Below are 26,058 nucleotides of genomic sequence, written 5' to 3'. Positions count from 1 at the left end.
GCCGCACAACAACAAGGAAGCCACGAGATATGCCGGGGATTCCCGCTGAAGACTTTTCTGTCTGGCACACGATCCTGACCGTGGCCCGACACGCACCGTCGCCGCACAACGTTCAGCCGTGGCGCGTGCAATTGATCTCGGACGATTACGCCGAGCTGTTCATCGACGGCACGCGCACGCTGCCGAAGGAAGACACGACCGGTGCGTTCCTGTTGTCCGCGATGGGCATGTTCATCGACGCGATCGATCTGCTCGCGGCGCCGCACGGCTTGCGCGTCGAATGGCAACTGCATCGCCCGGTGCAGGCATTCGCGGCCATGCTGTCGCAGCCGACGCCGCCGGGGCTGATACCGTTCGCCGCGTTGCGGCTCGTTGCCCAGGCGAACGCGGACGCGTCGCGCGACGATCCGTCCGCGCTGATGCTGGCGCGCCGCACGTCGCGCGTTTCGATGAACCCGACACCGGTACCGGACGCGGCCGTCGCGCAACTGGCGGCGCTGGCCGACGAATGGGGGCATCGATATACGCACCTGTCGGGTGCGGAACTGATCGAGCCGATCATCGCGACGAACATCGACGCCGTGTTCCATGACATGAACGTCTCGGACTACCACGACGAAATCACCGGCTGGTTTCGCTTCACCGACCGTTCGACGGCCCGGCACCGCGACGGCCTCGACTGGCGCTGCATGAACCTGTCGCGGGTGGAGTTCTGGATGTCAGCGCGGCTGTCGAAGATCCTGACGTTCAAGCCGACGCGCTTCTATTTCAAGCGCCGCTATCGGTCGCAACTGGGCCACGTACCGGCGATCGGCGTGTTGAGTGGCGATTTCTTCAATCCGGAGAACGCGATCGAGTCGGGTCGCTTCCTGCTGCGCTTCTGGCTCGCGCTGACGAGCCTCGGCCTGTACCTGCATCCGTATGGCAACCTGGTCACGAACCCCGATGCCGCCGCGTGGTTCAGCGCGCATACCGGGGTCGACCGGGCGTGGCTCGTGTTCAAGGTCGGCTACTCGCGTACGCCGCCGCAGAGCCAACGCAGGGCGCTTGCCGACATCCTCGTCGATGCGCCGGTTCCGTTCCACTCGCCGAGATCCGCATGAACACGCTCATTCGTCTCTTTCTCGAAGCCGTCCTCTGGACGCTCTGGTTCCTTCGCCGCGTGATCAGCGTCGACGGACGTCTCTATGTATTCCTCAATGCGCCGATCTTTCAGCCCTATCTGGCCTATGTCGGCCGCATGCGCGCTCGCGTCGCGTTCCTCAAGGCGAGCACGTCGTGCCCCGCGTATATCGAGTTCCTGAAGGCCGAAGGCTACAAGGCCGGCGGCACATGGCGGCTGTCGGACCTGCCCGCCATGACCAAGGAGAACTACATCAAGCGCTATTCGATCGAGCAGCGCTGCTATGGCGGCGCGATTCCGAAGTCGGGCGTCGTCATCGACGAATCGTCGGGATCGACCGGCCAGCCGAACAACTGGGTGCGCAGCGCGGCCGAACGCAGCGACGTCAAGCGCATCCTGCAGCTGAACTATCAGCTGGTGTTTCGCGACTCCGGCAAGATGTTGCTGAACTGCTTTGCGCTCGGGCCGTGGGCGACCGGCATGAACGTGTCGATGTCGCTCGTCGACGTCGGCATCATGAAGTCGATCGGCCCGGACAAGGCCAAGCTGATCAACACGCTGAAGCTGTTCGGGCCGAAGTACCAGTACCTGATCTTCGGCTACCCGCCGTTTATCCGCTCGGTGGTCGACGAATGCGACCTCGACCTGACGCCGTATCACATCGATTTCATCGTCGGCGGGGAAGGGTTATCGGAAGCGTTGCGCGACCATCTGCTGCGCAAGGCGAGCACGGTGATCTCGTCGTATGGCGCGTCGGACCTCGAGATCAACATCGGCGTCGAGACGCCGACGACGATCGGCTTGCGGCGTGCGCTGCTGAGTCGCCCCGAGTTGTGCCGCGAATTGTTCGGGCGCGATACGCCGCCGATGATCTTCCAGTACAACGCGCTCGATTACGTGATCGAGACGAATGACGACGGTGAACTGCTGGTGACCATCGGGCGGCAGTCCGGTGCGGCGCCGAAGATCCGGTACAACATTCGCGATTCGGGTGGGACGTATAAATTCCGCGAGCTGAACAAGCGTCTGTCGGCGCATGGCATGCGCCTGACGGACTTTGCGTCACGCACCAGCCATTTCCCGTTTCTGTTCGTGTACGGGCGTAACGATTCGAGCGTGCCGTTTTATGGCTCGAAAGTGTTCCCGTCGGATATCGAGCAGGTTCTGTCCGCGTCGCCGGTGCTGCATGACGCGATCAGCACGTTCCAGCTCGCGACGACCGAGGATGCGCAATTGACGAGCTTCCTGCATGTCCATCTCGAACGGGCTTCGGGGAATGGGGCGATGCAGCTTGATGATGCAGCGCTGCACGGCGAGGTGTTCGAAGGGATGAAGCGCGTGAATCAGGATTTTCGCGAGGTGTCGCGGCTGTTCGATTCGAAGCAGGTGATCGTGCATGTGCATGAGCACGATACCGGGCCGTTTCAGGGGCGGGATATTCGGATCAAGAACAAGTACATCGCGTGAGGGGCGGGGCGTGCTCTCGTGCAGCCGGTGATGTTGCACGAGGGTTTTCGTACCGTGAATCCTGAGGTGGTCGCGCGACGCCCATGCTTTCCAGATGCGGGGCGCTGACACATCAGCCGATCCGCACCCTGCGTGGCAGCTTCATGATTCGCCTATCCTTGCCCCTTCGCCGTCAGGAACGCAGGGCGCCGCATCTGCCAAAGCATCCAGACACTCCCCAGGCCCACGGCAACCGCGCCGACCCATGCCGTACTGGTGAGCCCCATCGCTTCCAGGCTGGCTCCACCCAGCAGCGAACCCAATGCGATACCGCCATTGAAGCCCGCGATGTTCAGGCCGGCCGCAACCGCGGGCGCTTGCGGTGCATGGACGTGCGCCAGCCCGATGACCCGCGCCTGCAGGGCCGGCACCGCGGCATAGGTCAGCGCGCCCAGCAGGCCGGTCAGCAGCGCCATCAGCGGCAGAGACGGTGCCGATAGCCGGATCGCCAGCAGTACCACCGCCAGGCTAGCCAGCACCGTCATCACGGCCGCATCCGCGCCCTTGCGGTCGGTCAGGCGGCCGCCCCACACATTGCCCATGGCCGCCATCACGCCGTAACCCAGCATCAGCAGACTGGCCGTTCGCTCTGAAACGTGCGTCACCTGCAACAGAATGGGCGAGATGTAGGTATAGAGCGAGAACGACCCCGCATAGGCCAGCACGGTGATACCGGCCCCAGCGAGCAGGGGCGGATTGAACATGGCATGCAGGCCGTCCATCGCATTGGCCTGAGCCGAGACATCGTTGCGATCGGTCGGCATCAGGGCCAGCAGGCCCAGGAAGCCGATCGCACCGCTGGCGGCCACGGCCATGAAGATGGCCTGCCAACGCCACACGCTGCCCAGGTAGGTGCCAAGCGGCACGCCCAGCGCCAGGGCCAGCGTGAGGCCACCGAACACCACGGCCACCGCCGCGCCCGCGCGATGCCGGCCCGCCAGTTGCGTGGCCACGCTGGACGCCACGGCCAGAAACACGCCATGCCCCAGCCCCGACGCGAAGCGGGCCACCAGCATCGGCGCCAGCGCACCGGACAGGCTGACGACGGCATTGCCCAGCGTGAACAGTGCCATCGCCACCAGCAGCAGGCGTTTGCGCGGCCAGCGCGTGGCCAGTGCCGTCAGGCCCGGCGCACCGATCACAGCACCCAGTGCATAGGCCGTTACTGCTGTGCCCACGTGGCTGACGCTGGCATGCAGGTCAGCGGAAATGATGGACACCAGGCCGATGGTGACGAACTCGGTGAAGCCCAGGGCGAATGCGCAGAGCGCGAAGACATAGATGACGAAAGGGATGCGCTCGTTCATGGCTCAGTTCCGCGCTGCCGATACTGCTGCCGGCAGCGGCCGGATCGCTGCGACGGAATCGGCCGGCCCTGTGCTGTCATGGCGGGTCGGGATGAAAAGAATGTGTTGGATCATCAGCAACTCCAGTTGGGATAGGCCGGCGAGTGCAACTCCCGGGGGAGTGAGGCGAGGCGGCACCGGACGAAGCGTGTCAGTCTCGCGGACTCGCTATATCCTTTGAATGACCAAAATAGCCAAACACTTTCTACGAAACGACCCAAATGACCCTGCGCAATCTCGACGACCTGTCGGTGTTCGTGCAAGTGGTGGAGCGCCAGAGCTTCTCCGCCGCCGCGCGCGACCTGCACCTGGCGCCCAAGACTGTGAGCAAGCAGATCGCTCGGCTGGAACAGGCGCTGGGCACCACGCTGTTCGAGCGCAATACCCGCCATCTGCGGATTACCGACGAAGGCCGCGCGATCGCCGAACGGGCGCGGGTGGCGCTGGGTGTGCTGGAGGAATTGCAGGAACTGGCGACCGGCGGTAGCCAGGAACTGAGCGGCATCATTCGCCTGACCGCGCCCACGCCGTTTGGCCGCAAGTTCGTGGCAACGGCGATTCAGGATTTCTGCCGCCTGCATCCCAGGGTCGGCTTCGACCTGCGCCTGTCCGATCAGGTGCAGGATCTGTATGGCGGCGACCTGGATATGGCGATCCGCATGGGCGAACTGGCCGACTCGCGACTGGTGGCCCGGCGCATCGCCGACAACCGGCGCGTCCTGGCAGCGTCTCCCGCCTACCTGAAAGCGTATGGCCGGCCCGAAAAACCGGAAGACCTCGCGCAGCACAACTGCCTGGTATTCGCCTATCCCGGCTTGCTGCAAAACACCTGGCCTCTGCGCAAGGGCGGCCGGGAGCATGCTGTTGCGGTCAGCGGCACCTTGTGCAGCGACAACGGCGAGGTGCTGCATGCGTGGTGTCTGGCCGGATTGGGCATCTCGCTGCGTGAGACCTGGGATATCCATGAGGAATTGCGCGACGGACGGCTGGTGCGCGTACTGCCGGAATGCGAAGCCACGCCCTCGAAGATCAGCATCGTGCGGGCGCGGCGCGAACCCGTGCCGCGCCGGCTGATGGCGTTCAGCGATTTTCTGTTCGAACGTTGGCGGCATGCGCCGTGGGACGCAATCTGACGATCCAGCATTGAGGGAGGGAGCCGCATGCACATGGACGAAGCACCGACCCATCGTGCGAGCGAACAGCACGGCGCCTGGTTCTCGTTCCAGCGCCTGGGCGGCTTTGGCCCACCGATCACCGCCAACAAGTCCATGCCTTCGGCCGATGAACGTCCGCGGGCGCCCCCGGCACATGGGGCGGATGGGGCGGAGCCATCCGGCCGGAATGCGACTCTCCCGGCACTGCTTGCCCGATGCCGGGTATTCGGTATAATGAACCAGCGTTCGAAATGTCGAACGCGAGAAATCAAGCATCCAGAGTCGGACTATCCGACGCCAACCTGCCCTCCCGGGCAAGGTGGACGCCTTCGAGGCGATGCGGCCGATTTACGGCAACGAAACGGGAGCAGCATGGCTGGCACCGGTTCGATAACCACTCATCCGGAGCAACCATGCGTCAAGCTACCTCTGCTTCCCACCCGGCAGTCTGTGAAGACTGGTCGCAGTTCCTTCCTGGTTTCACGCTGACGCATACGGTTCATCTCGTGTCGAGACCGAATCCGGGCATCGTCTCGACCGCGGCTGCCGTGCTCGAAGGTGAGACCGCCACGGTCGACCGTTGGGCCATCACCCGCTGTGGTGAAGTGCTCGAGCAAAAGATCGTTCTCGGGGAAATGACGGAAGGGCAAGCGGTGCGACTGCGCGAACGACTGGCCGCGCTCGATGGTGTACTGCGCACGAGGGTGGAGCATCATTTCGTGCGGGCCGGGTCGGCTGCCTCCTGAAATTCACCGGTGCCAATCGCGGCCTGGGTCTGGCTTTTGCGCGAGAGGCACGTCGTCGCGGGGCGGCGAAAGTCTATGCGGGCATGCGCAACACGAGCGGTTTCGACGAGCCGGGCGTTGTGCCGGTCAGGATCGATGTCACGGATCCAGCGTCGATCGCCGAGGCCGAGAAACTGGCTATCGAACGAACGGTGATGGGGAAAATGGTTGGCTTCCTGGAACGCGACGGCTTCGTCACGATCAAGCCGTCGCCCAAGGACGGCCGAAGCCGCCTGATCGAGCTCGCCGAGGAAGGGCGGCGCCTGCACGAAAGGGCGGCCCCTCTCTGGCGGGAGGCGCAGCGGGAGTTTGAGCAACTGAATGTCACTGCCCCAGCCCATCGCGCCGCTGCTCGCTTGTCGTGGATTGTTGTAGTCTGGGCACTGCGATAGTGCGGCGCGCCGGCCTGCTGCCGAACTGACAATGAACCTATGATGTGTCGCGCAGGCGACCGGTGAACTCGAACGGTTGGACCGTTACCGATCGCTTGATCCCGCCGATCTCATAGTCGACCGATCCGCCAGAAAATCAGGAGTTTGTCGTGTTTCACCGGAGATCCATGTTGGGCCGTCTGAATGTCGCGTGTGTCGTCGCCGTGGCGATCATGCTGGCCCCGGTCGCGTCGCGTGCAGCGGCCGACAATGTCAACGAAACGGCGAGCGTCGCGCCTGCCGTTTCGGCCAACACGTCGCTCACGCGGCCGATTGTCGGCGACGATCCGGTTGCGATTAGGGAAGCACTGGAGAAGCTGCACGTCAAAAGCGCGTCCCCGTCCCTGAGCGATCGCGTTCGCAGCCTGATCCCCGGCGTGGCCGACAAGCATGGCCAGAACGCCGACCTGGCCGCGGTCAACCTGGATCGTGAGGTAACTTTCCTGGTGCCGGTGTCGTACGGGCTGCGATATCAGTCGCAGAAGCATTTGTTGAACGTGGACGTCGACCTGGTCGACGCCGACGGTGAAGGCCGGACAGGCATCCTGCTCAGAAAGGTCATTACCGGGCCGCGAGGGCGAGGGCTCGTGATCGCACCCGAGGCGAAGGCAAAAGGCTATATCCAGCAGATCGACATCATCGAACTCGATCCCGGAAAAGGCCGGAAGTCCACCGTGCGCGGCCGCGTGAGGCTGTCACCCGCTGCGTACGCGCAAACGCATGGCGGGTTCGTGTTCGCTCTTTCCGGGCACCTGGTCCGGCCGTACCTGACCGAACACATCGAGCACGCCGAGCCGAGCAACGACGAGCCGACCGACATCACGACGAGGACTTCGAGGTTGTACCTGGATATCGAATCCATTTCGCTCGTGAGTCCGGCGAGTGGTGCGGTGTTGTTGAAGAAGCTGAGTCTCTCGCAATAGCGGGTTTCTAGCGCGAGTCTTTGGCCGGTAAAGGGGCTCCGCAACGGAACATTTCGAGCGTGCGGGGTTGAGCGAGCGCACGCTGCAGCAGCGTTTTTCCAGCGATGTGAGCGTGACGCCGAAGCGGGGGATCTGTCGATACCGATTGCATGAGGCCACCGACCGGCTCGCCGGCGGCGAGCCGGTCGATCTCGCGGAACGGGCTCATGCCCTCCCGGGTATCTCGATCAGGCTCGCTTGACGCGCGATATCCGCAAGCTGGCGGGGAAGACTCGGGCGGAGTATCGGCGGGAGCATGGTCGCGGGTGACGCCGCTGCACATGGCGGCGGCGCCACGTCAGGCCGGATCGTGCCGCTGCGGAAACAGGGCGACGTCAGCCTGACCGTTGCTCGGCTGCGATGCGGGCAAGTCATTCCGGAAAACTTCTCGCGCTGCGCGTCGTCATGCCCGACCTGCTGAAGTGCATTAATTCTGGTTACGCGTCACCGCTGGTTCTGGTTACGCCCGAACTCTCTCGGCAAATCAATGGCTTCCGTGGCCGACCCGACGACGTCAAATCGTACGTATGTTTGCGTGACCACCGTCAACATCCGAACACTCGCTTTTGCAATACATTGGATTACGTACGCTGGGAACCGCGGGGAGGCCCCTAGACCGAGTCTCCCGTAACGCCTTGACACACACTTCATTCGCGAATCGAAGCGAGTTGCTTAAGTTGCTTCAGAGTTCGGCGCTGTTCAAATTTTGGGGTTACGAAATCTCAGCGCGTTCGAGATGGCAGATGCGGAACTCAAACTCATTGCAAGCGCAGCAATCATCGGCGACCCCGGGCAATGCGGCGGCCGAAGCTTCAAGGTCGACATTGAGCGGGTAGCGCCTGAGCGGGCACATTGCCATCGTCTGAATGAGGTCGCAGACGGTAACCTCGTCGGCATAGGGAAGACCCTATGCAGGCAATATGACAAGCACAGCCGTGCGCCCTCTAATCGAGGGGGAGATAATCCACGAGAATTGTGCTCTATCTCGAAATAATTTAGCTTCGGATGAGTGGCTTCCTATTTTTGTCGAAGGGTAGCAGCGGCGAGCGCTTAAAATCGCGTGTGGCCTCGTGCCATGGCCTAATTTCGTTTGAACGTGCAACCTTCATAGATTGGGGACTCCTGTGCTCGACCCACTGATTTCACTGTCATTCTCGGTCCAATCGAATAAGGGCGTGTATGCCGCTCTCTTGGGGTCGGGCGTTTCACGGTCCTCGCGAATCCCAACTGGCTGGGAGATTGTCCTAGAGCTAGTACGGAAGGTGGCGAAGCTGAAGGGCGCAGACTGTGAACCCGACCCGGCTGCGTGGTATCTCGACGAGTTTGGCAAAGAGCCCGACTACGGAGAACTGCTCGACGCGGTCGCACGAACTCCGGACGAACGGCAGGCGCTGCTCCGTAGCTATTTTGAACCGAGCGACGAGGAGCGAGAGGAAGGCGCAAAGATGCCCACCAAGGCGCATCGAGCCATCGCGAAGCTGGTCAGCGGAGGCTATATCCGCCTTATCGTTACGACGAACTTCGACCGCCTGATGGAACGTGCACTTGAGGATGAGGGCATCGCTCCGGTGGTGGTGAGCGGGCCGGACCAACTTGCCGGGCTACCTCCGCTGGCTCATCTTGGGTGCTGTGTAGTCAAGGTACACGGTGACTATCTCGACACGCGCATCAGGAACACGCCCGCGGAACTTGCCGACTACTCGCCGGAGATGAATCGTTTCCTCGACCGTGTGTTTGACGAGTTCGGGTTGGTCGTGTGTGGATGGTCTGCCGATTGGGATGTGGCGCTTCGCGCCTGCATCGAGCGCGCTCCGTCGAGACGCTATTCGATGTATTGGGGCTATAAAGGGTCGCTGGGGAGTGCCGCACAGGGGTTGATGAGGTTGCGAAGCGGCCTTGCTCTGCCAATCGATGGCGCAGATAGTTTCTTCGACCAGTTGCAGACGAACGTCCAGTCCATCGAGGAGTTCAGCAAGCCGCATCCGTTGTCCAAGGGTATTGCCGTTGCGTCGGCGAAGCGTTTCTTGAGCGACCCGGTGCATCGTATCCGCTTGTCGGACCTGATTGAGAATCTCGGACGGGACCTTGCTGCACAATTGACTGCAGGGCCATTTGCAGACACATCGACGACCTTCACTGGCGAGTTGCTGACAAAGCGCGTAAAGACATACGAGTCGATGGCTTCGACGCTCATCTGCGTTGCCGCAACGTGCGGCAGATGGGGCAACGCTCAGGTTGCGAGACTTTTGCGAGGTACGCTGGAGCGTGTCTATGCAGGCCGGAAGATAGATGGATTGGTGGCGTGGCTCGGCTTCCAGAATTATCCTGCAACGCTGATAGCGTATGCCACCTTGCTCGGTGCATCATTGAGCGACAACCTGGTCGCAATGTCGGGCATATTCAACGGCAGTGCGCGACTGAACAACGATGATTTGGCGTTCGCCGTCGTGTTTCCTCCGGCCTGCTTCTTGCAAGATGCACAGGGCTTGGGGCGCCTTCTCAAAGGAATGGAAAGGCGGTATGCGCCCGTGAACGACTGGATGCAAAATACGTTGTGGGATGCCCTCGGCGACCAGTTCGTTTCCAACGAAGACTTCGAACGGCACTTTGACTGGGTCGAGATGCTACTAGCCCTTGCGTGTCACTGGCGCGCAGGTACCGGTGCATTTGGAGATTGGTTCCCGCCCGGCAGTTTTGGCCACCGGACGAGAAACCGACAGGCTGTCGCCGCGCGAATTAAGGCTTCTCTGGATAGTGATGGGAACAATGCACAGTATGTAGCGTCTGGACTATTCGGACGCACGGTCGATGAATGTAAAGCGGAGTTGGATGGCTTGGAAACCTTCAGCCAAAAGCTTAGGTGGAGCTGGTGAATCTCTAAGGCTGTCCAACTGCGCGGCCGGGGGCGCTCAAAGGTGCTTGATAGTACATGCGGCTTGCACTGCGGCGCAGTCGGCCATCATGGCCAATGACGGAGCCCGTTTCAGTAGCAATGCATCAACAAAGACAGGCGCCGCGACGACATCCATAGGGGCTTCAGCTATAGCGCAGACGTGCAGAGCGGACGAGGGTGAGACACTAACAGAATTTCATGCTGTTGGTGTCCTACGGCAGTGCTTTCAAGGCAGTTAAACGTCAAATCATCAAAGCAAACTCATGCTCACAGATATCTTCGCGTACCGATATCTCAAATATCCTATCTGGACGGCGTACACCGAAGCGGAGCGGCGGCTGCTAAATCAGACTATCTCGTTGGCTAAGGAAATGTTTCCTTGCTACAGAGGCAGCGGGAGCGAGCGAAAAAAGATTGAAACGAATGAAACCAAGTGGCAACTCATCCATGACCGACTTGCACGCGAGCTTGGTGTCGGTGAGCTTTCCCCCCTCTACTATTCGGGCCAGCAAAAGAATGGTTTCGGGGTTGACGTCCCTGTCTCTTGGGCGTTCGATTGGGAACACGTGTGCGCTACCTTCGTCAGTGCTCCGCCTACTGCCAGCACGTTGGACGTTGATATGTTCATCAAGGAGCGGATAAGTTTCATCGAGTTGACGATGCGTCTGCGTGAAGAAGAGCTCACCATGCCGGACCCGCCTTTGGCCAAGACTATGGCGGAGTTGGACATAAAGCACCGTTTGGCCAAGGGGCCGCAGTTGCCTGCGAACTTAGTCGACAGACTAACAATTGCGAAAATGCAGCAACGCGCCATATTTGAGGCTCAGGTTGACGAGCTTAACGAGCGCTTTCGCCGTGCGGGTGCCCCCCTTACCTTCCACAACGGATTCATCCAAGTATCGCAAGACGAGCTAGTCGAACAGCAGATTGCAACTCCGTTTTGGCGCCTCGTGGCTGACTCAATGTGGGCGAATGTCGACGTCGACATGAAAGAGGCCTTGGACCGCCGTGATTCGAACGACAAGGACCCTGCAATCTTTGCGGCGAAGGCCCTCGAAAGTGCCATAAAAATCGTGTCTGGCCACAAGGGGTGGACCCGGGGCATTGAGAACGGTGCAGCTGCGTACATCGACAACCTCGTGAGCAAGAATAACGAGGGTTTCCTCGCCGTCTGGGAGGGGGATATTCTCAAAGATTACTTCCGTAAAGTGCGGAATTCCTTGGGACACGGCCCAGGCCCCGAGCGGATGCCGGAGTTGTCGCCCGCACAGACAGACTGGGCAATCGAGACCGCGATGTCCTGGATACGTTCGCTAATTCGCCGGATGTGACGTTGCCGAGCTGCGCTCGCCGCTAGAGAAAATGAACCGATTCGAGAGCTTGAATTTTGCGCCAGCGCAAACCCGCATAACGCTTCGGGACCGATTCACTCGGCTCTTGCAAGTCAACGACCAGTCCCGCCCGGAAATTCCGGAGAGCACGATGAGTGACGAAGTCGTGCTGGAGTTGCTTCGTCACCTAGGCATCGTGAGCAACAGCGACGAGACGCGAGCAAGACCCGCTTACGACCTCGAACGGCAGCGACATACGAACCAACCTGCGTTCGAGCAACTCGTAGCCCGAGGCATGGTGCTGTCCATATGGGGTAACGTCCATATCGCACACGAAGTAGTTCGGGCGCTCCAAGCCGAAGAGAAATGCAGCCTACCGGCTCTTCTGGAGTGGCAGAAAGAGCGGTTTGCGGTAACGTATTCCTGGAGTGGCGAAACGTCGAACGATGATGAGCTTCGGACGCTGGTCAACTCCGTGCTGGACAATACGGTGCGTCCAGAGACCATCGTTTGCCAAAGTCCAGAGTGGGTTGCTGCCCGTCTCTGGGAGCGCCTGGACAACGGCGTTACGCCCGAATCTCGAATCAAGCGGTGGTGCAAGCTGTGGTCAATCCTGCGATATCCCACAGTCGTTCCCCAGCAAGCATGGGCACCGGCGCAGCGCGAGCAGTTTATCGAAACGGCATTGGCCGTCCTTGCGGACGGTCAGGGCCTCCCGGACGTGACCGAGTCCAAGCAACGGTATCTCCAGGTGATGGCCAATGCATCGTTGCGAGACCCCGCCGATTACCAGCGCTCCATCCCTGACTGCCCCGAGACGTTGGTAGACCGTGCGGTGTGGCTCCGGTCGGCTACCGTGGAGCGCTCTGCCTATGAGTTGATGCATGCTGCCGGAATCTTGTTCTGCCTCTCCAGCATGCTCGTCGCGGACATCTGCGCCACGGAGCACTCGGGCGTACCTAACCCGGTGGCGCAGCGGTTGTTCGAGTTAGCCGCAAAATATCCGGACATCTTGAACTCAATTCTCCATTGGGCTGACGAGCGGCCAAAGCTGCTTGCAGACATGGTGCTCGCGCCCAAATTTTCGGCACTTGCGTGCCTCTTGATTTCAAGATGGCGAATCCGCCCATCCGCTTGGGACAAGGACGTCATTGCTCCCCAACTGCATGAGGCTCGCGATACAGCCTTCTCTGACGCAGTAGCGTTGATGGAGCATCACCTCAAGCTGGGCGCGCTGGCTCCGGCCGAAGCTGCAGCCTTGTTTCGCGCGCTGTATTCGCAAGTCAAACCAGGAAACATTGCCGATGTTCAGGACAGTGAGACTCAACTGGCCGTCCTGAGGTCTGCCCTGCTGGCGCAAGAAAAAGATGTCCAGCTACGCATCTTCGAGTGGCTCGTGAGCGCTACCGATGCTTTTCGGCTTGGCACCGCCGAGTTCTCGGCAGCGTTGGACCTGCTGGACAGCGGGCAACTGGTCGGCGATATAGCACCAGAGCCACTCGTATCAGGTTACGTCGCGTCTGTCGTCTCTGACGAATTCCTGCTCTCTGCTGCTCGCGTCTCTCCCGGCGCGGCAACGGCGCTCTATACCCTCGCGCAACAGTGCGAGCCAGCTCTTTCCGCCAAGTTTCTATTTCCGTTCGAACTGGTACAGCGGCTAGAGACCGCCGAAAACATCTTCATCGCGAGAGATAAGCTCGCTCGCGGGGTGCAGGTGCATATGCGGGTCCTCGCGCGTGTTGTGGTTGAACACCCACAACCAATCCCTGCCGACTTGTTTGAAGCATTCTTGAAGACGGTCAAAGCTGGGGCCATCGAGGATGACGACGAGGGGCGAGTTGCGGCAATGGCTGTTGGGCACGAAACGGACCCTTATCGCGGGCGAGGCGACCGCCCGCTCGCCACGGACCTTTCAGCGGCCGTGACCATTCTGGAGCCCACGGAAGCCGTTGAATTGTTGGGAGCCATCCTCGAGACGAATGAACCTGCATTCCTCGCGCAATTGCTTGGTGCACTACCGATGAAATTCCGCAAGCTGGTTGAGCGACGAATCTCGGAACTCGCGCCCCAGGATGCCGGCGCGACCCACTGGCTGACGGACCGGTTTGTGCGCATTGAGGAGTTGCTTAACGTTGGCGCGCTTGAGGCGGCCGAAGCCTACATCGCAGCAGACGACGACAAGCCGGAAGCGTTCCACCAACGAGTTGCCTTGTCGCGGTTGCGAGCAAAGCTGAGACTTGCATTCCTTAAGAAGGATTGGGACGCAATCCATACAGCCGAGATGCCTAAGGAAATTCAGCAAGCAGAGCGCGATGAGGCGCGGGACAGCATTCTCTTCTATCAAGGTGCGGCTCATTTGGCTCGCGACGATGGCGACGCGAACGCAGCGGAGAAAATCTTCGCATATCTCTATCAAAAAAAGCGTACTAGCTCCGCGTATGCTACCAATCACTTTGCCGCACGAGTACAAGTTGTCGTAGGGGCTAATCCGTTCGAGCGGCTGCGTGGCGCGGCTCTCACGCAGGCAAGCCAGTATCTTTCTGAGGCGAAGCAAATCGAAGCTGCCGTCGCATTCAGCACGGCGGAGTCCGACATATATTTCGCAAACAAAGCAATTCTGCTCCTGGCTGTTGGCAGAAGTGACGAAGCCGCGCGACTTCTGCGCCCCATGCTGAGCGTACGATTGAACGACAGAATCGCAGCGTTCCATGCTGTCGCGCTCGCTCGTGCCGGACATCTGGAGAAGGCACTTGCGGCGTTAGACTGGGCCGAAGCAGAGCTCGGAGGTGGCGCCATGATTGAGATTGCCAGAGAGCACCTCGGCGGCGAGCGGTCCTCAACCTTCCGAGTCGGCCTAAGCGAGGATGATAATCCGCTTCCCCGGATAAAGGAGGCCATCGGCGACATGCTGCGGCTGGACCCGGAGGAGCAAGCGCGTGTCTGGCGAGGCAATCCCAGAGCGTTCGAGCGATTCGTCATTGAGCACGTATGCCACGCCAGCGCCAGCCTAACATCACTTGTCGCCCGGCTCAAGACGGTGAAAATCGACTCAAAGGAGGACGACGTTAGCGCGATGGTCCGCGAACTCTTGCGCTCAAGGCTTGCCTTTGTTTCTTGGGGCGTGTCGGACCAGTCTACGGGGAGCTTTACTGCAGCTGAGAATCCGGCTGAGCGAGATTTGGTCATCTCAAAGGATGGCTCGGACCTTGTGCTTTTCGAGGCCGTGGTCTGTCGCCGGTCACCGAACAGTGCTTGGATGGAGGCCGACCTCAAAAGTCACTTCCAGAAGCTCTTGGCATCGTCGACTTGCCACTTGTTTTTCCATCTGACGTACGCCTATGTGCGACCAATCAGTGCAATCCTCGAGCAGCTTGAAAATATGGCGCGCGACCACGCTCCTGGCCATTGCTCTCTGAAAAGCATCCGTCCTATAAAGCCTATGGGTACCTGGCCACCCGGATTCGAGGCTCGCTATTCAACGGACGTCGGCGAAATTCTCGTGGTCTTTCTTGTGCTCGACTTGGCGCAGGAGCACATGCGCGACGCTGCGAAGCTTGCGGCGAGCAATGAAGCTCGGGGACGACGAAACGTGTAACTTCGTGACGGAGCCGAAAATTGCCAAAAATCCGATGTAGCCAGGCGGTACGAGATTGAGGATTGGGCGCATCGCGCCAGAAGGGATGATATGAGCTTCCAGAACGAATTCGCCGTTGTCGACATCATTAAGAGCTCCGGCGCAGCAACGCTCGGCGTCGACGCACTGACTCTCTCCATTGTGAAGTTGGAGCGCCAGTTGCGGCGCCTCTTTACACACTTGGTCTTCCAGTGCGATGCTTTTGACGACCAGAGTATCCCCGACCTTCTGGTCACACTGGAACAATTCGGGAACGTGAACGTCACTGGCTTCATCAAGGGGATTGACACCCTGGCCCGTTTCTCAGTTGCCGACATGGTGGGTGAGACGTACGGCGAAATGCGCGCCAAGCTGAAGGAAATCTACAAGGTCAGAAATAAGGTATTCCATGGTCAGCTGAGTGGTCTCTGCCTTGAGCAAGACCAACTGCTCGAGATGGGCGCAACGGTTAGAGGGTGGTGTGAACTGCTCGCAGCCGGCGCGCTTGACCGGGTCGGATATGATGGGTTTGAGCGTGATTCCTTTCGGAAATCGGCCAATGCATTGGCGGTGGACTATCGACTGCAACTCGATAGCGTCGATGCTTATAAAGCCTTTATTCGAGAGCACGTTGCTGGAACCACGAGATGGTAGTTCTACGCCCTTCGTAATAGCCCTCTCCATAATGAACCATCGTAATCTGCCCGTTCGTCTCGCTCATATGGCCTGCCGCTCTATCGGTGGCCGCAACCTCGATGAGCCTATCAAGCACTTCTACCGAGGAGGTAGATATGTACACTGGCTTAACTAGCGAGAGTGCTGACTCCATGCCATTTACGACTAATTCGTTTATGGCAGTCAAGTCCACGACGAGCGGTCCCTCCCATGACTTGAGTAATCCCTCAGAAGCGGCCTGTTCCTCGAAGGCTCCGCTACAGGCGTAGAGTTTTGGTCCGGGCTCTGCAGGCCAGTCAGCAGCCATGACGAGAGGGGACACTCCGAGGAGCTTGGCAACGACTCCGATGGTGGCTTGACCTTGGGCGTATCCGTCGAGCGCTAGCTTTATTCGCTCGGTGCGTGCTCACAGCATCGATTGCATCAGGCTGAGGTCAAGCTGACCGTCCTCGAGCGTCTGCATTTCGATGGACGTTATTGGTCCCCCGGGGACGACCGACTCGCGAACAAGTTTCTCGGCGTGCGCAGCGAGAGCCATATACCCGGAATTGATGTCGACGACGGTACGCTCCAATGTCGCGATGTCACCAGTCTCGGCCGCCATTTCGGCGACCATCATTTGTCCCTGTTCGTCGAGGACCTCGACATGTTCGGAGCCGAACTTGTAGCCAGCGGGGATATTGCCGTCGGCTTTGACTATTCCCGCTAATGCTGCTCCATGTACACCATGAGGTCCTGCATCGAAGTTGCCGGGCTCAGGTGTTCGTGGCGCTCGTAGCGCACTATCGCCGCAACCGTGCGAGGCCCAATGTTTCCATCCGCTTGCAAGCCCTGCAAATCGGCGAAAGTGAGGCTACCAAAGTCCTAGACGACCTCCTCGTGTCTAGCCAGCATGAGGGCACGTCAACTTCGACCAAACGCGACCAAATTCAGAAATCTGTTTTCGCGCTTCAGGAGAGGCTCGACGAACACCGCGAGGCGCCGCATGCGCCGGATGCTGGTCCTGCGAAGCCCGTTGTAACCTTCAAGAGGCGGCATAAGATGGTCCCCGATGTCGTGCGGCCGAGAGGGCACTAGCGACTGCTTCCCCGTTACCGGCGTCCTCATGAGGGGGCGAAAACGCTCGCGTGTTCAGCCACACGTCGATGAGTCGTGAATGCAGCGCCCCCGGGCGCTGCACCAAGATTCACCGCTTTGCTTCCATCATGACGGCTTTCAAAACCGATTGCTTCCGCAAATCTGAAAGACCGCCGACATCAAAAAATATGGACTCTTTTGTAAGCAAACGTTTGCGTACGTCAGGCCAGGAGTGGGTTGCACCAAAGATGCGTCTATCAACGCATCAACACTATATCTAGTGCCTTGACCATGTATGACATGGCGCATATAGTATGGTTAGCACTTGTGGTGCTAGAGTGCCAATTCGTTGTAAGCCACGGCATCGCGTGGCGGCAGTCCCTAGTTCGTGTCAAAAACTGGCGCGGCCATTCTGGCCCGCGTTATTTGGTCAGGGATAGTGGATGGATAAGGCAAAGTCGCGATTTCAAGTCCTCGCCTTGTCTGGTGGCGGCTATCGGGGACTGTTCACGGCTCGAATCCTGGCGGAAATCGAGCGGCATATCGAAGCACCTATTGGCTCGCGCTTTGACCTCGTTACGGGTACGTCCATCGGCGGCATCTTGGCACTCGCGGTTGCGCTTGAGATTCCGGCGCAAAGGATGGTCGAGCTTTTCCAACGACACGGAGAAGCCATCTTCCGCAAGCGCTTCTCCGTCCGAGGTTTTTTCCGCTCCCAGTACAGTAGCGACGCGCTTTTTCGTTACCTTTCAGGTGACGATGTTTTTGGTCAGCGCTTGATTGGCGAATGCCTGCACCCCGTTATCGTGCCGGCTATCAATTACACGCGCGGCCTGCCGGTAGTCTTCAAAACCCCGCACCACGAAGACTTCAAGACGGACCATCGCCATCGCATTGTGGATGTCGCGATGGCGACTAGTGCGGCGCCCATCGTGTTTCCCCGTTATGTTTTCAACGACTGCCAGTATGTCGACGGCGGGCTCTTTGCAAACGCTCCTGGGCTGCTTGGCGTCCATGAGGCTTACAAGTTCTTTGGCGTTTCTCGGGCGGAGAGCGATGTTCGGGTGCTTTCTATCGGAACGATGTCCTCCAAATTCACGGTCAATCCCAAACGAAATCGCTCCGGCGGCACGATGGATTGGGGTGGCTGGTGGCCGGTCAATGCGCCGAAACGACTTTTCGGGCTGAGCATTTCGGCACAGGAAGCGATGACGAACAAAGTGCTCGAGCATCAGTTTCCCGAAGGCAAGTACGTGCATATCGATGACGTGCTGACGGACGAACGTGCACAGGCTGTTGCCCTCGATAAGGCCGATGCAGCGGCCCGTGAAGTGCTGCTCGGGTCGGCAGCTGAAGCTGCAAAGGATTTCGTAGGTAGCGCTGCCTTCAAGAATTTTATGGATTACACGGCAGCTTCGCCGGTCTATCACTATGGCCCTCGCGCCAACATTCTTAAGGTGGCGTAATGCTGAAACTTCATCGCTTGCTTTACTCGTCAGTGCAGAGCGGCACTTTTGCCGCCAACATTGCCGTTTCCCCTGAGCAACGCCGGTTTCTGGTGTCGTGCAAAAACAAGATTCGTGACCATCTGCGCCCGGCTATCGAGAAGGTCTCTACGACAGTGCTCGGTATGGACCGACAGGTTACGCCGCGGTTTCGCACTCAAGGGTCCTGGGCCTATGGAACCTGCGTGCATCCCTGCACGTTGCCGCCGCAGGAAATGGATTGGGATTTCGGAATCTACCTCCCAGTTACCGTTTGGGAAGAGAACGGTCCGCCTATCCACATGGCCAAGGCGTACTTCATGCTGGTGGAGCGGCTTCTGAAAGAGCTTTGCGACGACGAGGGGTGGACGCTGGACAAGTCCAAAGGGACTTGTATTCGCGTCAATGTGTCGGCTTGGGCACATATTGACGTACCGCTCTACGCCGCGTCTGAAGCTGAATTCAAGAAGGTATATGAGGTCCGCGTGGCCGCAACCGTGCGAAAGTCCTTTGCGATGGATTCGGCGGATTTTGCTGAAAGCGTCAATCTGGGCGACCTGGTTGGCCAATCCTGGGATGAGATGGAAGGCATCGTGCTGGCAACCCGGTCTGGGGAATGGGTGGCTTCGGACCCGAACGACGTGGCCAAGTGGTTCTTGGACCGGATTGAAGAGCACGGACCGCAGCTTCAGCGAGTGTGCCGCTTCTTGAAAGCCTGGCGGGATTATCGTTGGGATAAAAAAGGTCCGACTTCCGTATCTATCATGATTGCCGTGGCCCAGAACTTTGAGCCCGTCCTATCTCGTGATGACTTGGCGCTTGAGCGTGCTGCACTGGCACTCGCTAAAGCTATCCTGGCTGACATTCGGGAGCCGGGTATCGACAACGGAGCCGACGATTTCAATCGACTTGACGCGAACGAGCGCCTTGAAGCGTCTGGTCTTGCACAGGAGTTGGCAGATTCGCTGAAGCACGCCCGTGAGCATAGCGTTGTGCAGGCGCCCCGAGTCATCATGATTTTGAAAGGCCAACTGGGTGACCGGCTGCCGAATCAACCGGGCTGGATTGACGTCGACTCGTCAGGCGATGACATTCGTCGGGTTCCGGCGGTAACGGTGCCTCCCCCAGTGGTTGGGGCCACGAGCGCGGGCTGACCAGAGGATGCAAAGCGCGTACGGCCGTGCTCTGGCCCTGTTGACGCAATATGGGCTGCGGCCGGTCAAAGCGCGCTCTGGCGTTCGCGCTTTCGAGGGGCGCCTTAAGGTAGACACAGGGGAAGTTCCAATTCGATTTGAAATTGAAGACTGGGACTTCTTGCACTACCCGCGTATCACACTGCTCGAGCGGCCAGTTGGCACGCCGCAACTGCTGGAACATGTCGACGCGCTGGGTGGCTTGTGCTACCTAGCGCCGGGCTCCGTTGTGCTCGACCGGTTTCAACCCGACGTGGCTATCCATCAGTGCCTCCACGCCGCCATTGATGCGCTGAACCGTATCACGCGGGGGCAAGGGCGAGAACACGGTATTACCAATGAGTTCGTCGCGTATTGGACCGTGGGACAGGCACCGGCGGCTTATCCTGTATTGGTCGACGAGCTCGAGCCCAAAGCCGAATCTGCGATGTATTTCCTGCTGGACCAGGCCGGCCAGGAACGAAGAGCACTGATTGCGCAGAATATCTTTGCGGCGCAACGGATTGCCACGGGTGTTGACGCTGAGAGGCTGGTCAAGGGAGCCTTCACGTGTCTTCTGTTCAAAAGCGATAAGTCACCTGGCGCATCAGTCGATTGCTTACCAGCAACTATCAAGCAGTTCTTTACATGGGTTAAGTTGTGGGACGGCGACCTAGCCAATGCGATTCAGCATCGCCTGGGTTCCGACAAGACGTACCTTTCTCGCGAAGGTTGTGTTCTTGCTATCACGACTCCAGTCGGGCGTTTTGGCGTTGCGTTTTCGTTGGACAGGCAGCATCGCATTGGTTACGCCAACACGCCGAAGCACTATCGGAACTACCTGCACAACGGTGGTGGTAACACAGCGGTCTTGCGACTTCAGCTCGATGAAATTGGCCCATCCTACATCCACTCGCGAAACCTGGAATTTCCCAGCCTGGTCGGAAAACGGCTGACACTCATAGGCTGCGGAGCGATTGGCGGGTACCTGGCGCAGGCGTTGGTACGGCTGGGTGCTGGTACCGGGAAAGATGGCTTGTTGCGACTCGTCGACGTAGGGCAACTTGAGCCTGACAATTTAGGACGACACGCCTTGGGATTTCCGTCCCTGTATCAAAACAAGGCCTTAGCACTTCGCGAGGAGCTTATTCGGCAGTTTCCGTATCTGCAGGTCGAGGTTCAGTCGGACGCGCCTAGATTGAACGACCAGTTTTTTGTGACGGACCTCATCATTGAAGCGACCGGGGAAGAAGCCCTGAGCAGTCTCGTGAACGCCTCGCACATGGGGCATCGGCTTGGACCCGTTCTGTACGTGTGGGTAAAAGGTAACGGTGAGTGTGTTCAGGCGCTGTGGTCGGACTCATCGAAGTTCGGCTGTTTTCAGTGTCTGCGTAAGGGAATCGGGCCCAACTATCGTCAGGACCGGTTCCCGGTCCTGACGAATCCGCCTCGGACGAAATTTCGGGGCTGTAGCTCGTTCACGCCCTATGCGGTTTCCGCTCCCATGTCTGCTGCGGCATTAGCTGCCGATATGGTCAGTGATTGGCTGAAGGGGGCAGTCAGCCCAAGATTTCGTACGCGTTATCTGGAAACGGCCGATGCCCAACGCATCAAGAATCAGGATATCGCCCCGACGAACGGATGCCCCGCATGTCAGCAGCAGCCCTGATTCTTCGACACCCATTCCACGAAGACGCGCGAATTCTGATTGAACCGTTCGTGCTGTCGACGTTGATGCGCTTTCGGCAAACGGACCCTACAGCGCCAGAGTCCGGTGGCATCCTGCTGGGCTATCGGAGGGGCATGCATCTTCACGTGTCGATGGTAACGACTCCGCAATCAGGTGATATCCAACACCGTTACGGTTTTCGACGACAGGCACATGGGCATCAGAAAATAGCTCTTGACCTCTGGAAAGCCGAGCGCGAGACAATGGACTACCTCGGTGAGTGGCATACCCATCCGGAAGCTGTCCCTACACCGTCGTCAATCGATACCGGGGAATGGCGAAAGATTTGCGCAAAAAAAAGCGACTTCATGATGTTTCTGATTCTAGGTACTCGCAACGTGCTGTGGGTCGGAGCGGGCCGACGTGGCGAACTGCGTGGGGAAACCGCCGACGTGCCTAGCGAAAGTTGAACTGAATAGCGGACGAATGCTCCCCGCAACCGTGAAGCCGCAGGACGCCCCTCAAAGTGGAACAATGACGGTCGGAGGCCCTCACTCCACCGTCACCGACTTCGCCAGATTCCTGGGCTTATCGATATCCGTCCCCCGCGCCAGCGCGGCGTGATACGCGAGCAGTTGCATCGGCACCGTATGCAGAATCGGCGAGAGCGGTCCGTAGTACTCATTGAGCCGAATCACCTCGATCCCTTCACTCGGCACCAACCCGCAGTCCACATCCGCAAACACAAAAAGCCGGCCATTCCGCGCACTGACCTCATGCATGTTCGACCGTAGCTTTTCAAGCAGCATGTCGTTCGGCGCAACCGCAATCACCGGCATTTCATTGCTGACGAGCGCCAGCGGCCCATGCTTCAGCTCCCCCGCCGGATAAGCCTCCGCGTGAATATACGAAATCTCCTTCATCTTCAGCGCGCCCTCGAGCGCGATCGGATAATGCATCCCGCGCCCGAGAAACAGCATGTTGTCGCGTCGCGCGAGCAACTCTGACCACGCCATGATCTGCGGCTCCAGCGCGAGCACCTTCGACATCGCATCAGGCAGATGCCGTAGCGCCCGCAAATGTTCCTTTTCCTCGTCGTCGCTCAACCGCCCGCGCACCTGCGCAAGCGACAACGTCAGCAGGAACAACGCAACGAGCTGCGTCGTGAAAGCCTTCGTCGAAGCCACCCCGATCTCGATCCCCGCACGTGTCACGAACTGCAGCGCACATTCGCGCATCAACGCACTCGTCGCGACGTTGCAGATCGCGAGCGTATGCATCATCCCGATACGTTTGGCGACATGCACCGCACCGAGCACGTCGGCCGTCTCGCCGCTTTGCGACACCGCGACGACCAACGTGCGCGGATTCGGCACACTGTCGCGATACCGGAACTCGCTGGCAATTTCCACGCTGGCCGGCAGCTTCGCGATGCTCTCGATCCAGTATTTCGCGGTGAGCGCCGCGTGATAGCTACCACCGCACGCGAGCAACAACACCGAATCGACGTCATTGAAAACCCGCCACGCGCCGTCACCGAACAACTCCGGCATGATCGAAGACACATCGAGCAACGTATCGGCCACTGCCTGCGGCTGCTCGAAGATCTCCTTCTGCATGTAGTAGCGATACGACCCGAGATCGGCCGCGCCGCTATGCGCGGCGACCCGCTGCACCGCGCGCTCGACGCGCTGGCCCGCGGCGTCGACGATCCAGTAGCGATGCAGTTGGATATCGGCAACGTCGCCGTTCTCGAGGTAAGCGATCCGATCGGTGATCCCCGACAGCGCAATCGCATCGGACGCCAGAAAATTCTCGCCTTCACCGACGCCAACGACGAGCGGCATCCCGTCGCGCGCGCCGACGATCCGGTGCGGTTCGTCGCGACACATCACCGCGATCGCATAGCTGCCGCGCAGTCGCGCGACCGCGCGTCGCACTGCATCGAACAGATCGCCGTCATACAGGTGGTCGATCAGGTGCGCGATCGCCTCGCTGTCGGTCTGGCTCGCGAACACGTAGCCATGCGCCTGCAATTCCGCGCGCAGTTGATCGCAATTCTCGATGATCCCGTTGTGCGACAGCGCGATGCGCGCATTGGCGTCGCTCGGCGAGAAGTGCGGATGCGCGTTGAGCGTGACGGGCGCGCCATGCGTGGCCCAGCGCGTGTGCGCAATGCCGGTATAGCCCGACAGTGCTTGCTCGGCGATCTCGCGCTGCAGGTTCGCGACGCGGTCGACGCTGCGGGCGCGCGCCAGCGCCCGGTCGCGGTAGACCACGACGCCGCACGAATCGTAGCCGCGGTATTCGAGCCGCTTCAGGCCGTCGACCAGGTTCGGCAGGATGTCCCGCTGGGCAACCGCCCCGACAATTCCACACATATCGCGCTCCGTAAATGTCCTGTCTGGATCAGTGAGAGCGATGGTAGAGCGGCCTAAATGGAATTAAATTTCAAAATACAAGTACAAATGAAATGAATGGCAGATCGTCTATCATGTTGAAATTAAATTTCACGCCCTGACCGGAAGGAGCCGCCGATGGCCGGCATCACCCTCGACGATCTCGATCTGCGCATCCTCGCGATCCTGCAGGACGACGCGTCGGTGTCGAACCTGCAACTGGCCGAGCGCGCGCTGTCGTCGCCGCCCACCTGCATGCGCCGCGTGCGGCGGCTGACGGAGGCCGGCGTGATCCGCCGGCAGGTCGCGGTGCTCGATCCGGTGGCGATCGGCACGGCCGTCACCGCGCTGATCGAGATCAGCCTCGACCGGCAGACAGCCGAAGACTACGACGCGTTCGAAGCGTACGTGTGCGCGGAGCCGGCCGTCACGCAGTGCTATCGGGTGTCGCCGGGGCCGGATTTCGTCGTGGTGGCCGATCTGGCCGACGTCGCCGAATACGACGAATTCGCGCGACGCTTGTTCACCGGTGCGTCGAACGTCCGCAACGTGCGGACGTTCTTCTCGACGCATCGCGCGAAATTCGAAGCGAACGCGCGGGTTGCGCATGCGATGCGCAAGCGCGCATGAAGTGATCGCACCATTGTTCGCAAAGCGTTCGCGAATGCCTTCGCGACGGCATCACGCAGCCGCGTCAGCCGCATCCACCAATTGCAGTGGCTTGCCGTACCCGAAGCAATGCGCGGGTTCCGGGAACACACGCTGCCGCACGTCGTGCGCGTACTGACGGATCGCATCGCGCATCACCGCGTTCGCATCGGCATAACGCTTCACGAAGCGCGGCGTGTACGCATCGAACGCGCCGATCATGTCCTCGGTCACGAGCACCTGCCCGTCGCACGCGGGCGATGCGCCGATGCCGATTGTCGGGATCGTCAGTGTTTCGGTGATATGGCGCGCGAGCGCTTCGGCCGTGCCTTCAACGACGACGCTGAACGCACCGGCCTGTTCGGCCGAGCACGCGGCGTCGAACACCTGCGCGGCCGAACGCGGATCCATCCCTTGCGCGCGGAAGCCGCCCGTCGCGTTGGCCTGCTGCGGCATGAGGCCGACGTGCGCCATCACGGGAATACCGCGCTCGGTGAGGAAGCGGATCGTGTCGGCCATCTCGCTGCCGCCTTCGAGCTTCACGGCCTGCGCGCCGGTTTCGGCGAGCAGGCGCGCGGCGGAGCGATACGCTTGCGCGGGCGATTCCTGGTAAGTCGAGAACGGCAGGTCGACGACGACGCAGGCCTGCGCGGCGCCGCGCACGACGGCCGCACCGTGTGCAATCATCATGTCGAGCGTGACGCGCAGCGTATCGGGCATCCCGTACAGCACCATGCCGACGGAGTCGCCGACGATGATCACGTCGGCCACCTCGTCGACCAGCTTCGCCATCGGTGCGGAATACGCGGTCAGCGACACGAGGCTGCCGATGCCCTTGGTCGATCGGATCGCGGTGACGGTCTTGCGGGTGGTGCGGGTATGAGCGCTCATGAACGGAAGCCGTGTGAAAGAAGAGTCGCCACGGTAGCATCGCGCTCGTTCGCGCAATGACCTTCGGAGGACGTCTTATGTTGCTGGCGGGACAACCGGGTGACCCTTATGCGGTGCCGCCGATGGCGCGCCTGCCGAGGCCGCTGTACGTGCGTGCGTTCGAGATTCCCGGCAACGCGAATGTCGACGCGCACAGTCATCCGTGGGCGCAGCTGATGTATGCGACGAGCGGCGTGCTCGAGGTGTCGACGCCGTCGGGCCGTCACCTGCTGCCGCCGCACTATGCGATGTGGATTCCGCCGCACGTGCCACATGCGGTGTCGACGCGCGATTGCGTCGCGTTCCACAGCCTGTATCTCGACGCAGCGATCGCGCGCGACGACGTGCACGACGATTGCGCGATCCTCAGCATGACGCCGCTACTGCGCGAGCTGGTGATCGCCACGGCCGACTTGCCGGTGAACTACGACGAGACCGGGCCGGACGGTGCGCTCGTCTGCCTGATCGCCGACCGGATCGCGCGGATGCGACAGGCGCCGCTGACGGTGCCGCTGCCGCGCGATCCGCGTCTGCTGAAAATCGCGCGTGCGTTGCATGCGTTTCCCGGCGATACGCGCAGTCTCGACGATTGGGGGCATCAGGTCGGCGCGACGCGGCGCACGCTGTCGCGGCTGTTCCGGCAGGACACGGGGCTGTCGTTCACCGAATGGCGGCAGGCGGTGCGGCTGCTCGCGTCGCTGCCGCTGCTCGATGCCGGCGAGCCGATCGGCGCGGTGGCCGCGCAACTGGGCTACGACTCGACGTCGTCGTTCATCGCGTTGTTCCAGGCGAAATTCCGCGTGACGCCCGGCGCGTATGCGAAGCGTGAAGCGCGCCGGCCGGTGCTGAGCGCGTGACGC

General features: G+C 60.3%; 21 protein-coding genes and 1 riboswitch. Of the genes, 17 read left to right on the top strand and 4 right to left on the bottom strand.

Annotated features, from left to right (window positions below; translation table 11 throughout):
• Window positions 1-29 precede the first annotated feature (29 nt).
• Window positions 30-1,103, top strand: coding sequence for a hypothetical protein (locus ACN8ZM_RS28580; RefSeq protein WP_420211420.1), 1,074 nt, complete (start codon window positions 30-32; stop codon window positions 1,101-1,103).
• Window positions 1,100-2,590, top strand: a complete 1,491-nt coding sequence (locus tag ACN8ZM_RS28575; protein WP_420211419.1) for a phenylacetate--CoA ligase family protein — start codon at window positions 1,100-1,102, stop codon at window positions 2,588-2,590. The genes ACN8ZM_RS28580 and ACN8ZM_RS28575 overlap by 4 nt, the downstream gene beginning before the upstream one ends.
• Before the next feature lie 152 nt (window positions 2,591-2,742).
• Here ACN8ZM_RS28575 and ACN8ZM_RS28570 read toward each other — a convergent pair whose 3' ends face one another.
• Window positions 2,743-3,936 (bottom strand): MFS transporter, encoded by a 1,194-nt coding sequence (locus ACN8ZM_RS28570; RefSeq protein WP_420211418.1) that lies wholly within the window; start codon window positions 3,934-3,936, stop codon window positions 2,743-2,745.
• 260 nt (window positions 3,937-4,196) lie between these two features.
• Between ACN8ZM_RS28570 and ACN8ZM_RS28565 the strand changes: the two genes are divergently transcribed.
• The 9 genes from ACN8ZM_RS28565 to ACN8ZM_RS28525 all read left to right on the top strand — a co-directional run bounded on the left by ACN8ZM_RS28565 (window position 4,197) and on the right by ACN8ZM_RS28525 (window position 15,798).
• Complete coding sequence (locus ACN8ZM_RS28565; RefSeq protein ID WP_420211417.1) at window positions 4,197-5,108, top strand: LysR substrate-binding domain-containing protein; 912 nt, start codon at window positions 4,197-4,199, stop codon at window positions 5,106-5,108.
• Between the two features lie 288 nt (window positions 5,109-5,396).
• A riboswitch (SAM-I-IV-variant riboswitch) is annotated at window positions 5,397-5,500 on the top strand.
• Window positions 5,501-5,542: 42 nt separating this feature from the next.
• Window positions 5,543-5,875: a hypothetical protein gene (locus tag ACN8ZM_RS28560; RefSeq protein ID WP_420211416.1), complete on the top strand. Its 333-nt coding sequence runs from the start codon at window positions 5,543-5,545 to the stop codon at window positions 5,873-5,875.
• Between the two features lie 83 nt (window positions 5,876-5,958).
• Window positions 5,959-6,306, top strand: a complete 348-nt coding sequence (locus ACN8ZM_RS28555) for a hypothetical protein (protein WP_420211415.1) — start codon at window positions 5,959-5,961, stop codon at window positions 6,304-6,306.
• A 149-nt stretch (window positions 6,307-6,455) separates the two neighbouring features.
• On the top strand, window positions 6,456-7,268 hold the full coding sequence (locus ACN8ZM_RS28550) for a hypothetical protein (protein ID WP_420211414.1): 813 nt from the start codon (window positions 6,456-6,458) through the stop codon (window positions 7,266-7,268).
• Window positions 7,269-7,335: 67 nt separating this feature from the next.
• Window positions 7,336-7,509, top strand: a complete 174-nt coding sequence (locus tag ACN8ZM_RS28545; protein ID WP_420211413.1) for a hypothetical protein — start codon at window positions 7,336-7,338, stop codon at window positions 7,507-7,509.
• 1,060 nt (window positions 7,510-8,569) lie between these two features.
• Window positions 8,570-10,180 carry an SIR2 family protein gene (locus ACN8ZM_RS28540; protein ID WP_420211412.1) on the top strand — a complete coding sequence of 537 codons (1,611 nt, stop codon included), beginning with the start codon at window positions 8,570-8,572 and terminating at the stop codon, window positions 10,178-10,180.
• Window positions 10,181-10,463: 283 nt separating this feature from the next.
• Entirely contained in the window at window positions 10,464-11,531 is a 1,068-nt protein-coding gene (locus tag ACN8ZM_RS28535; RefSeq protein WP_420211411.1) for an AbiJ-NTD4 domain-containing protein, read from the top strand.
• A 151-nt stretch (window positions 11,532-11,682) separates the two neighbouring features.
• Window positions 11,683-15,126, top strand: a complete 3,444-nt coding sequence (locus ACN8ZM_RS28530; protein WP_420211410.1) for a hypothetical protein — start codon at window positions 11,683-11,685, stop codon at window positions 15,124-15,126.
• A 90-nt stretch (window positions 15,127-15,216) separates the two neighbouring features.
• Entirely contained in the window at window positions 15,217-15,798 is a 582-nt protein-coding gene (locus ACN8ZM_RS28525; RefSeq protein ID WP_420211409.1) for a hypothetical protein, read from the top strand.
• Between the two features lie 427 nt (window positions 15,799-16,225).
• On the opposite strand, the gene ACN8ZM_RS28520 is transcribed toward ACN8ZM_RS28525, so the two are convergent.
• Complete coding sequence (locus ACN8ZM_RS28520; RefSeq protein ID WP_420211408.1) at window positions 16,226-16,438, bottom strand: hypothetical protein; 213 nt, start codon at window positions 16,436-16,438, stop codon at window positions 16,226-16,228.
• Between the two features lie 901 nt (window positions 16,439-17,339).
• On the opposite strand from ACN8ZM_RS28520, the gene ACN8ZM_RS28515 reads away from it, so the two are divergent.
• From ACN8ZM_RS28515 to ACN8ZM_RS28500, 4 genes are read left to right on the top strand one after another with little or no spacing between them, the layout of a single operon-like run.
• Complete coding sequence (locus ACN8ZM_RS28515; RefSeq protein ID WP_420211407.1) at window positions 17,340-18,362, top strand: CBASS cGAMP-activated phospholipase; 1,023 nt, start codon at window positions 17,340-17,342, stop codon at window positions 18,360-18,362.
• Window positions 18,362-19,534, top strand: a complete 1,173-nt coding sequence (locus ACN8ZM_RS28510) for a CBASS cGAMP synthase (RefSeq protein WP_420211406.1) — start codon at window positions 18,362-18,364, stop codon at window positions 19,532-19,534. Before ACN8ZM_RS28515 ends, ACN8ZM_RS28510 begins: the two co-directional genes overlap by 1 nt.
• A gap of 7 nt (window positions 19,535-19,541) precedes the next feature.
• Window positions 19,542-21,221, top strand: a complete 1,680-nt coding sequence (locus ACN8ZM_RS28505) for a ThiF family adenylyltransferase (protein ID WP_420211405.1) — start codon at window positions 19,542-19,544, stop codon at window positions 21,219-21,221.
• Complete coding sequence (locus tag ACN8ZM_RS28500; protein WP_420211404.1) at window positions 21,203-21,691, top strand: Mov34/MPN/PAD-1 family protein; 489 nt, start codon at window positions 21,203-21,205, stop codon at window positions 21,689-21,691. The genes ACN8ZM_RS28505 and ACN8ZM_RS28500 overlap by 19 nt, the downstream gene beginning before the upstream one ends.
• An 81-nt stretch (window positions 21,692-21,772) precedes the next feature.
• Here the strand turns inward: ACN8ZM_RS28500 and glmS are convergent, their stop codons facing one another.
• Window positions 21,773-23,602 (bottom strand): glutamine--fructose-6-phosphate transaminase (isomerizing), encoded by a 1,830-nt coding sequence (gene glmS, locus ACN8ZM_RS28495; protein WP_043178597.1) that lies wholly within the window; start codon window positions 23,600-23,602, stop codon window positions 21,773-21,775.
• A gap of 156 nt (window positions 23,603-23,758) precedes the next feature.
• Between glmS and ACN8ZM_RS28490 the strand changes: the two genes are divergently transcribed.
• Entirely contained in the window at window positions 23,759-24,250 is a 492-nt protein-coding gene (locus tag ACN8ZM_RS28490; RefSeq protein ID WP_034181959.1) for an Lrp/AsnC family transcriptional regulator, read from the top strand.
• Between the two features lie 51 nt (window positions 24,251-24,301).
• Here ACN8ZM_RS28490 and panB read toward each other — a convergent pair whose 3' ends face one another.
• Complete coding sequence (gene panB / locus ACN8ZM_RS28485) at window positions 24,302-25,159, bottom strand: 3-methyl-2-oxobutanoate hydroxymethyltransferase (RefSeq protein ID WP_420211403.1); 858 nt, start codon at window positions 25,157-25,159, stop codon at window positions 24,302-24,304.
• Between the two features lie 77 nt (window positions 25,160-25,236).
• Here panB and ACN8ZM_RS28480 point away from each other — a divergent pair, with 77 nt between their 5' ends.
• Entirely contained in the window at window positions 25,237-26,055 is an 819-nt protein-coding gene (locus ACN8ZM_RS28480; protein ID WP_301803877.1) for an AraC family transcriptional regulator, read from the top strand.
• Window positions 26,056-26,058: the final 3 nt, after the last annotated feature.

It is taken from the genome of Burkholderia aenigmatica (assembly GCF_048627025.1).
GTDB classification, from domain to species: Bacteria; Pseudomonadota; Gammaproteobacteria; order Burkholderiales; family Burkholderiaceae; genus Burkholderia; species Burkholderia aenigmatica.
This window is presented reverse-complemented; position numbering and strand designations above follow the sequence as displayed.

Excerpts from the sequence above, each read along its gene's own strand:
- ACN8ZM_RS28580 (WP_420211420.1), top strand. The coding sequence starts at position 30 with ATGCCGGGGATTCCCGCTGAAGACTTTTCTGTCTGGCACACGATCCTG.
- ACN8ZM_RS28575 (WP_420211419.1), top strand. The coding sequence starts at position 1,100 with ATGAACACGCTCATTCGTCTCTTTCTCGAAGCCGTCCTCTGGACGCTC.
- ACN8ZM_RS28570 (WP_420211418.1), bottom strand. The coding sequence starts at position 3,936 with ATGAACGAGCGCATCCCTTTCGTCATCTATGTCTTCGCGCTCTGCGCA.
- ACN8ZM_RS28565 (WP_420211417.1), top strand. The coding sequence starts at position 4,197 with ATGACCCTGCGCAATCTCGACGACCTGTCGGTGTTCGTGCAAGTGGTG.
- ACN8ZM_RS28560 (WP_420211416.1), top strand. The coding sequence starts at position 5,543 with ATGCGTCAAGCTACCTCTGCTTCCCACCCGGCAGTCTGTGAAGACTGG.
- ACN8ZM_RS28555 (WP_420211415.1), top strand. The coding sequence starts at position 5,959 with ATGCGCAACACGAGCGGTTTCGACGAGCCGGGCGTTGTGCCGGTCAGG.
- ACN8ZM_RS28535 (WP_420211411.1), top strand. The coding sequence starts at position 10,464 with ATGCTCACAGATATCTTCGCGTACCGATATCTCAAATATCCTATCTGG.
- ACN8ZM_RS28530 (WP_420211410.1), top strand. The coding sequence starts at position 11,683 with ATGAGTGACGAAGTCGTGCTGGAGTTGCTTCGTCACCTAGGCATCGTG.
- ACN8ZM_RS28525 (WP_420211409.1), top strand. The coding sequence starts at position 15,217 with ATGAGCTTCCAGAACGAATTCGCCGTTGTCGACATCATTAAGAGCTCC.
- ACN8ZM_RS28520 (WP_420211408.1), bottom strand. The coding sequence starts at position 16,438 with ATGATGGTCGCCGAAATGGCGGCCGAGACTGGTGACATCGCGACATTG.
- ACN8ZM_RS28515 (WP_420211407.1), top strand. The coding sequence starts at position 17,340 with ATGGATAAGGCAAAGTCGCGATTTCAAGTCCTCGCCTTGTCTGGTGGC.
- ACN8ZM_RS28510 (WP_420211406.1), top strand. The coding sequence starts at position 18,362 with ATGCTGAAACTTCATCGCTTGCTTTACTCGTCAGTGCAGAGCGGCACT.
- ACN8ZM_RS28505 (WP_420211405.1), top strand. The coding sequence starts at position 19,542 with ATGCAAAGCGCGTACGGCCGTGCTCTGGCCCTGTTGACGCAATATGGG.
- ACN8ZM_RS28500 (WP_420211404.1), top strand. The coding sequence starts at position 21,203 with ATGTCAGCAGCAGCCCTGATTCTTCGACACCCATTCCACGAAGACGCG.
- glmS (WP_043178597.1), bottom strand. The coding sequence starts at position 23,602 with ATGTGTGGAATTGTCGGGGCGGTTGCCCAGCGGGACATCCTGCCGAAC.
- ACN8ZM_RS28490 (WP_034181959.1), top strand. The coding sequence starts at position 23,759 with ATGGCCGGCATCACCCTCGACGATCTCGATCTGCGCATCCTCGCGATC.
- panB (WP_420211403.1), bottom strand. The coding sequence starts at position 25,159 with ATGAGCGCTCATACCCGCACCACCCGCAAGACCGTCACCGCGATCCGA.
- ACN8ZM_RS28480 (WP_301803877.1), top strand. The coding sequence starts at position 25,237 with ATGTTGCTGGCGGGACAACCGGGTGACCCTTATGCGGTGCCGCCGATG.